Origin of the sequence: Sulfurovum sp. (assembly GCF_041551015.1) — a bacterium.
GTDB lineage: Bacteria > Campylobacterota > Campylobacteria > Campylobacterales > Sulfurovaceae > Sulfurovum.
Map to the genome: position 1 here is coordinate 1 of NZ_JBFENQ010000088.1, position 7,367 is coordinate 7,367.

The 7,367-nt window shown below is 38.7% G+C and carries 8 protein-coding genes; 1 reads left to right on the plus strand and 7 read right to left on the minus strand.

Translation table 11 applies throughout. The features are described from left to right. Nucleotides 1–41 precede the first annotated feature (41 nt). The gene (hpf, locus tag ABZC96_RS06725; RefSeq protein ID WP_373029976.1) at nt 42–578 is read left to right on the plus strand and encodes a ribosome hibernation-promoting factor, HPF/YfiA family; all 537 of its coding nucleotides are present in this window, start codon (nt 42–44) and stop codon (nt 576–578) included. Between the two features lie 92 nt (nt 579–670). On the opposite strand, the gene recG is transcribed toward hpf, so the two are convergent. The 7 genes from recG to ABZC96_RS06760 form a co-directional block, all read right to left on the minus strand. After that, nucleotides 671–2,485, minus strand: coding sequence for an ATP-dependent DNA helicase RecG (gene recG / locus ABZC96_RS06730; protein ID WP_373029977.1), 1,815 nt, complete (start codon nt 2,483–2,485; stop codon nt 671–673). A 166-nt stretch (nt 2,486–2,651) separates the two neighbouring features. Beyond that, entirely contained in the window at nt 2,652–3,962 is a 1,311-nt protein-coding gene (locus ABZC96_RS06735; RefSeq protein ID WP_373029979.1) for a M16 family metallopeptidase, read from the minus strand. Nucleotides 3,963–4,099: 137 nt separating this feature from the next. Further along, nucleotides 4,100–5,164, minus strand: a complete 1,065-nt coding sequence (locus ABZC96_RS06740; RefSeq protein ID WP_373029981.1) for a dehypoxanthine futalosine cyclase — start codon at nt 5,162–5,164, stop codon at nt 4,100–4,102. 42 nt (nt 5,165–5,206) lie between these two features. Beyond that, nucleotides 5,207–5,605: a transcription antitermination factor NusB gene (nusB, locus tag ABZC96_RS06745; protein ID WP_373029983.1), complete on the minus strand. Its 399-nt coding sequence runs from the start codon at nt 5,603–5,605 to the stop codon at nt 5,207–5,209. Next, nucleotides 5,605–6,072 (minus strand): 6,7-dimethyl-8-ribityllumazine synthase, encoded by a 468-nt coding sequence (ribH, locus tag ABZC96_RS06750; RefSeq protein WP_373029985.1) that lies wholly within the window; start codon nt 6,070–6,072, stop codon nt 5,605–5,607. Before ribH ends, nusB begins: the two co-directional genes overlap by 1 nt. A gap of 33 nt (nt 6,073–6,105) precedes the next feature. Next, nucleotides 6,106–6,906 carry a 3-deoxy-8-phosphooctulonate synthase gene (gene kdsA / locus ABZC96_RS06755; RefSeq protein ID WP_373029986.1) on the minus strand — a complete coding sequence of 267 codons (801 nt, stop codon included), beginning with the start codon at nt 6,904–6,906 and terminating at the stop codon, nt 6,106–6,108. Beyond that, a partial coding sequence (locus ABZC96_RS06760; RefSeq protein ID WP_373029987.1) for a DMT family transporter occupies nt 6,903–7,367 on the minus strand: 465 nt, incomplete at its 5' end. The genes ABZC96_RS06760 and kdsA, both read right to left, overlap by 4 nt.

Below are 7,367 nucleotides of genomic sequence, written 5' to 3' on the forward strand. Positions count from 1 at the left end.
GATATAGGAATATATCTATACTTTAACACTAAGGATATATTATGAACAAAAGTATTACGGGAAGACATTTCGAACTCACTGAACCTATTAAAGCATATGCAGATGAAGCTATAGATAGTCTGGAAAAATATCATTTAGACATTATTTCTGCAAGTACTGTGATCTCAGCCAATGAGAAACAGGGGAAAAAAGGTTTTGCCGTAGAGTTCATCATAAACCTTAAAGATAAAAATACCATCGTCATCACACAAATAGATAAAGATGTGTATGCAGCGATAGACCTTGCTATAGAAAGAGTAAAAAAATCTCTGAGACGCCATGCCGATAGAGTCAAAAATCATAAAATTATGAGCTTTAGAGATATGGGAGTAGAGGCAGAAGCGGTTACTGAGTATACCACTGACGAAGAGCTTGAAATCGTTCCTATGGATCTTGAACTACACAAACCACTTGATTTTGATGAAGCTATAGAAGCACTCAAAGCAGAGAAAAAAAGACAATTTATCGTGTTTAATGACAATGAAGGCCTGATGCGTGTTATGTACAAAAGAGCGGATGGTAAATTCGGATTATATTAATAAGTAAGGCAAATGGGCAAAGCCCATCTTGCCTATGCTAGCACTAAATGTACTGCTTAAAAGCAGGCACATGTCCAATGAGCCTTTTTTCTCTAACTTGAGACTTCCATACTTCCCAATCTATTTTTAGCCCTAATAACCACATCATCATCTTCAGCCATATCCAACCATTTAAACCTCTGACCACTCTGTATGGTACCGTCCAGTATGTCACCGCTGTCTCTGAATTTTAGATCAAGCTTTGCTATGTCAAAACCATTGGTTGTTTGTGAGAATTGTTCAAGTCTAAAGTTCTCGGTACTATTAGAGTAAAGATAACACCAGCTCTTTAAACCGTTACGGCCTACTCTACCCCTGAGTTGATGCAGTGTGGCAAGTCCAAGCCGTTCTGCACCTACTATAACGATAAGCGTAAGTTTAGGTAACGAGATGCCTACTTCAACCACTGTTGTCGCTAAAAGTATATTTCCTTTTTCCCTAAATTCCAGTAAGACTTCCTCTTTTTGCTTGTCCTTACCATGCGTTACATAGACATTTTCAAACTTCTCTTCCCAAAACCCTCTACTCTCTTCTAAAGACTGATAAGGTACTTCACTACTCTCTTCTACTAAAGGATAAATGATAAGTACCTGATGTTGTTGCGCTATCTCATCTTTAATATGTGTAAGCAGATTTGGGAAATCCTGTTTACTGATGGTCTGAGTCAATACCTCACGTTCAAAAGGTGTAGTAGTAATGAGACTAACATCAAGAAGTTCAGACTCCATCATGGCTTGTGTTCTTGGTATAGGAGTAGCAGAGAACTGTATAAAGTGCGGTTTTCTATCACCCGCACTTACCAATGCTTCCAGACTCTGTCTTTGTTTAGTTCCAAAACGATGCTGTTCGTCGACCATAACCAAAGAGGCTTGCGGCAAATCTTCTTTGAAAAGCAGCGCATGTGTACCTATAATAAAGTCTGCATCTACATAATTCCCTTGATCTTTACCTTGCATGACCAGTGCAATTTTGACATGCTTAGGTAAATGCTTACACGCCTCTTCATAAAGTTGCAGGGCAAGCAGTGATGTAGGTGCCATCAAAATACTTTTATATGGTAAAGCCATCATCACAGAAGCAAGTATCACCATCGTTTTACCAGAACCTACATCACCAACGACCATCCGTTTAGCTGCCTTGTCTTCTCTTGCCAAGTCTAACTGTATCTGTGCTATGACTTCTTCTTGTTCTTGTGTAAGTTTGAAAGGTAGATTGTTTACAAAGGTTTCTATACTACCGGTCAATGCTCTATGTGCAGGAAAATCAGCCCTTTTCCCTCGTAATTTTTTCAAATGATTGTATGCTTCAACAAACTTCAATACAGCCAGAAAATCTCTCTTGAATGTTGTACCTTCATACACCTCTTCCATACTTTTTGGAAAGTGAATATGCATCAGTGTAGAGACTTCTTTACTGTCCAAACCTTCATGATATAAATTTTGTTCATTGACATAACACTCCATGAGTGAAGATATCTCACTCTCTTTGAGTACGGTTTTATACTTAGGTGTGATCTTTCCTATCTCTTTGATGGATTTAGGCTGTGACATTTGCAAATAGCCCTTATACTCTTCCAGCCTACCTTGTATAACATGGCTGGACCCTACTTCAAAAAGTTTATGGTGGTAAGGGGTTACCCTAAAAAAAGTTGAAGAGAGTCGTCGTCCAGATTGGGTAAGGTTAAAAGTAACACGTAACTTTCCAGAATAGATACTCGAATCAACCACTTTGGCCTCAAGCGTATTGACCTTTCCTAGTTCTAGTGTGCTTGAAAGTGTCGTATCATTATAAGAAGTGGGGATAATGAGTGCCAAGTCAAGTAAAGAGTGTATCTTGAGCTTTTTAAACAGTTGTTTTGCTTCTTCCATCTCTATCCCATTCTTAATATCTTCTCTTATTATACGAACAAGTCCATATAATATTCAATCACTAAAGCTTTGCCTCTGGCAAGAAGGAGTTTGAAACAACTCCTACTGTTTTAATGATTATACAGAAGTTTTTGGAACATGGGAAATAATATGTCAATATGACATATTATTTTGTAGGTTTAGCTTCCTTTTTAGTCACGATGCTAAATGTGATATCTGACAACTCAGTATGTGCTTTGATAAAAGTATTGACCTCGTCCAATGTAACAGACTCAATCTTTTTCAACTGCTCTTTACTAAAATCAAGTGGTCTTTCATAGTAATAATCATTATAAGCTCTATGCAGTCTTTGAGAAAGTGTTTCTGTACGTAAAGGCTCAGATCCAAGTAAAAATTTCTTGGTATCATCAAGCTCTTTTTGTGTGATACCCTCTTGAACAAAAGTATCTACCACTTCTTGTATCAAATCTTTTGCCTCATCTTGTGTACTGAGCTTTGTTTGCATATATCCGCTCAAATAAGAAACCGGTTTTGTACGTCTAAATGACGAATACACTCCATAGGTAAGTCCACGTTTTACACGTATCTCTTCCATTAAGCGTGAACCAAATCCTGCCCCGCCAAGAAGATACTCTGCAATCTTTGCCAAGTACTGATCTTTTTCTTTATAGCTGTAGTTAAATGGTGCACCAAAATAGATATACGCCTGTTGTGTATCTTCATCGATGAGTACTACTTCTTTTTTATTTGAAGCTTGAATGATTTTCTCTTCTTCCTCTTCAACTTTTGGTAAAAGTGCAAAAAGCTTTGTCAGATATCCTTGTGCTTCATCAAATGTAATGTCTCCACCCACAACACCTATGGCATTGTTATATCCTAAGTGCGTAGAGATAAATTTTTTAATATCTTCCAGTGATATACTTTCTATACTCTCAAGCGTACCATCATAAGGTCTGGCTAAAACACTCCCTTTAAAAAGTGTCGCTCTCAAAGAAGTACCTGCGATATAGTCAAAATCACTTTTCTTTTGTGTCAGCCAACCTATCTTTTGATGTTTAATTTGATCAAGTGCTTCTTGTGTGTAATTTGGATCTTTTAAAAGTTCTTCCAGACGTTTAACTGCATAAGGAAACTCACTCTTCAATGAAGAGACCTCTATCACGAAACTCTCACGTCCTACATGTGCCCCGACATCTACTGCATGTGCATCAAGTTTTGTAGCAAATCCTACACTACCTTCTTTGGATGTTCCTTCATTCATAAGCCTTGCAGACATATCGGCTAAACCATCTTTAGTATTACTCAAATGTCCTGCATTTTTAAAGACCAATTGAATGGATACAATAGGTAGATACTTCTCTTCTTCAAATACAACAGGTACTTTACTCTCTTTAATCTCTATCTCTTTGACCAATGCTGCCATCAATGCTCCTTGTAGTGCAATCAACACTATTAGTATTTTTTTAAAATTTGGCATTTATTGCCTCACTATAATGTATTTTAATTCTTGTCATATAAAACCTTTTGGAGGATGCGACCAGTCACATGAGCCAACTGCTAAAGTTGTCATAGTGACAACGTAGTTTTTTGAGCTTTACTTAAAAAACGTCCCTTTTAATAATAACGTTCTAAAATCTCATAGGCTGTATTACGTTTTGCAGGTTTTTCCCCCACATCTCTAATGAGCTTGATCATCTCTTCCTGATTCATCTCATTTTTGGCTCCGGCAGCTGAAACGACGTTTTCTTCCATCATCGTAGAACCCAGATCATTCGCTCCAAAAAGAAGTGCCATTTGTCCTATGTAAGAGCCTTGTGTCACCCATGAACTCTGTATGTTCGGTACATTATCCAAAAAGAGTCTGGCTACAGCCAAATAACGCAAATAGAGATTTGAAGAAGTTTTTGTGATCGTTGGTAATTCTCTTTTGAGCTGTGTATGATCACTTTGATATGACCACATAATAAATGCTCTAAATCCTCCAGTTTCATCCTGAAGCTGACGTACATAATCCCAATGCTCTACGATCTCACGAATCGTCTCTACTGTACCATACATCATCGTGGCAGTTGACTTGATACCAAGCTTATGTGCCTGACGATGTACATCTAACCATTTGTCCTTATCATGTTTCTTAGGGGCAATGATGTCGCGTACCCTATCGGAAAGAATCTCGGCACCTGCACCAGGGATAGAACTGAGCCCTTTTGCTTTAAGTCTACGTAACACTTCTGAAATACTTATTTTTGAACGGTTGGCTATGTAATCTATCTCAATGGATGAAAAACCATGTATTGTCACTTGAGGGTATTTCTTTGAGATATGCTCCACAAGGTCTTCATACCACTCTATCTCGAGCTTAGGATGTACACCACCCTGGAAGAGTATCTGTGTTCCACCTATGGCTAAAAGTTCATCTATCTTTTGGTCTATTTCATCAAAGGTCAGAATATACGCATCTTCTTTTTTCTCATGCGTATAAAAAGCACAAAACTTGCAATCTACCCAACAAATATTAGTATAGTTGATATTTCGGTCTACAACAAACGTAGTAACACCTTTAGGATGCATCTCTTTCTTACGTGCATGTGCCATCTTACCAAGGGTTTTCAGGTCAGCTTTTTCAATGAGCTCTACCGCCTCATCAATACTCATACGCTTTGTCATAGGGGTCGTCATTTAGTGCCTCCATCGCATTGCGCTTTAACGCTTAGCATCTCTCTATTTCTCTTTATCCAATGCGTCCAACACACCGTTAATAAACTGTGGAGACTTCTCATCTGCAAGTTCTTTTGCCAGTTCAACTGCTTCATTGATGATAATAGCTTTATCTGTTTTTGCAACAAGTATCTCATAGGCTCCCAGTCTCATAATTGCTTTTTCAACTTTGCCTATGCCATCATAGTCCCAATCTTTCAAATGTTCTTTAATCTTGGCATCCAACATTTCAAGGTTTTCTATAGTCCCCTGGAAAAGAATATCTGAAAACTCTTTTTGCTTATTTCGGATCTTACCCTCTTCCAAAATTTCATCTGAGAACTTTCCTATATTGTCATTCCCTAAGTCATACGCATAGAGTAATCCTACTACAGCTGTACGTGCCTGATGTCTAGTAGCCATTAATCAAGCTCACTGTAAAGGTTAATAAGTTCGATCAGCCCTACCATCGCTTCAGCACCTTTATTTCCTGCTTTAGTACCTGCTCTTTCTATCGCTTGCTCAATGCTGTCTACTGTTAATACCCCAAATGTTGCTGGCTTACCATGCTTCAGTGTGACTGTTGCTACACCTTTTGTAGCCTCAGCTGAAACATAATCAAAGTGAGGTGTTGCACCACGGATCACAGCACCTAAACAACATACAGCGTCGTATTTACCAGAAGCCAATGCTTTGTCCAGTGCAAATGGTACTTCAAATGCACCCGGTACCAAGATAAGATCCAGATCATCTGCATTTCCACCATGTCTTGCATAAGCATCTACAGCACCTTCTACCAATCTGTCTGTGATAAAGTGGTTAAATCTTGCATTGATGATCGCTACTTTTTTACTCTTATCTACTGAGAGTTGACCTTCTACTTTTTTCATTTTTTTCCTTTACTTTTTAGTGTTTAATTTTGTTTACTCGACGATCGTTCTAATCGCATCGATCTGTTGGATCAACGTATCTAACTTACTTAATTCTATCATGTTTGGCCCATCACTTAAGGCAATGCTCGGATCAAAGTGTGTTTCAAAGAAGAAACCGTCTACGCCTACTGCTGCAGCTGCACGTGAAAGATACGGCACAAATGAAGAGTCTCCACCTGAACTTGCTCCGCCTGATGCTGGCATCTGTACAGAGTGTGTAGCATCAAACACCACCGGAGCAAACTCACGCATCGTTTTAAGCCCACGCATATCTACCACAAGGTTACCATACCCAAATGTAGTACCTCTCTCAGTAAGCCATACATTATATTTCTTTGAATTTTCATAACTTACTTCACCGTCAAACCCTCTGGTTTTAAGCACTTTAGCTACAGAGTGTTCCATCGCAGCAGGTGCCAAGAACTGTCCTTTTTTGATATTCACAACCGCAGAAGTTTTTGCAGCTGCCACAAGAAGATCAGTTTGGCGACATAAAAATGCAGGGATCTGAAGTACATCTGCTACCTCAGCCGCTGCAGCTGGTTGTGTATAGTCATGGACATCTGTTAAGATCTTATAACCAAATTGGTCTTTTACTTCTTGAAGCATTTTAAGCCCTTCATCCAGTCCCGGACCTCTAAAAGAATCCAAACTTGTACGGTTTGCTTTATCAAAACTTGCTTTAAAATAAAACTCTTTAGTACAGTCATCATGGTACTTACCTAAAGACTCTGCGATACGCATCACATTATCCCGACTTTCCAGAACACATGGTCCAGCAATTAAAATCATTTTAGTCCTTTAGGCAGAGCTACTAAAAGCCCTGATAATATTACTAAGATTATACCCAAAACTGTCCAAATATCAGGTATAGGGTCTCCCAACATGATACCAATCACTACTGCAAAGACAATATTACTGTAACTAATTGTACCAACGATACCTGCTTTAGTCAATTCATAGGCTTTGGTCATCAAAAGTTGAGAGATGGTTGCAAAGAGACCAACTGCAGTAACATACCCCCACTGTATACCCTCTGGCATAACAAACTCTGCAAACATCCAGTCAAAATCCTCTGAAGCAGTCACATAAGGAGTGATCAGCATCAAGAAAAGTGGTGCAACAGTTCCTACACCCATAAATGACATTACGATGGCACGTGTATCATAGTATTTTCTGAGTTCTCGTATGGAAGTATACGCCAATGCTGCACCAATACCTGAAAATATACCCAGTATGTCATACTTATCAAA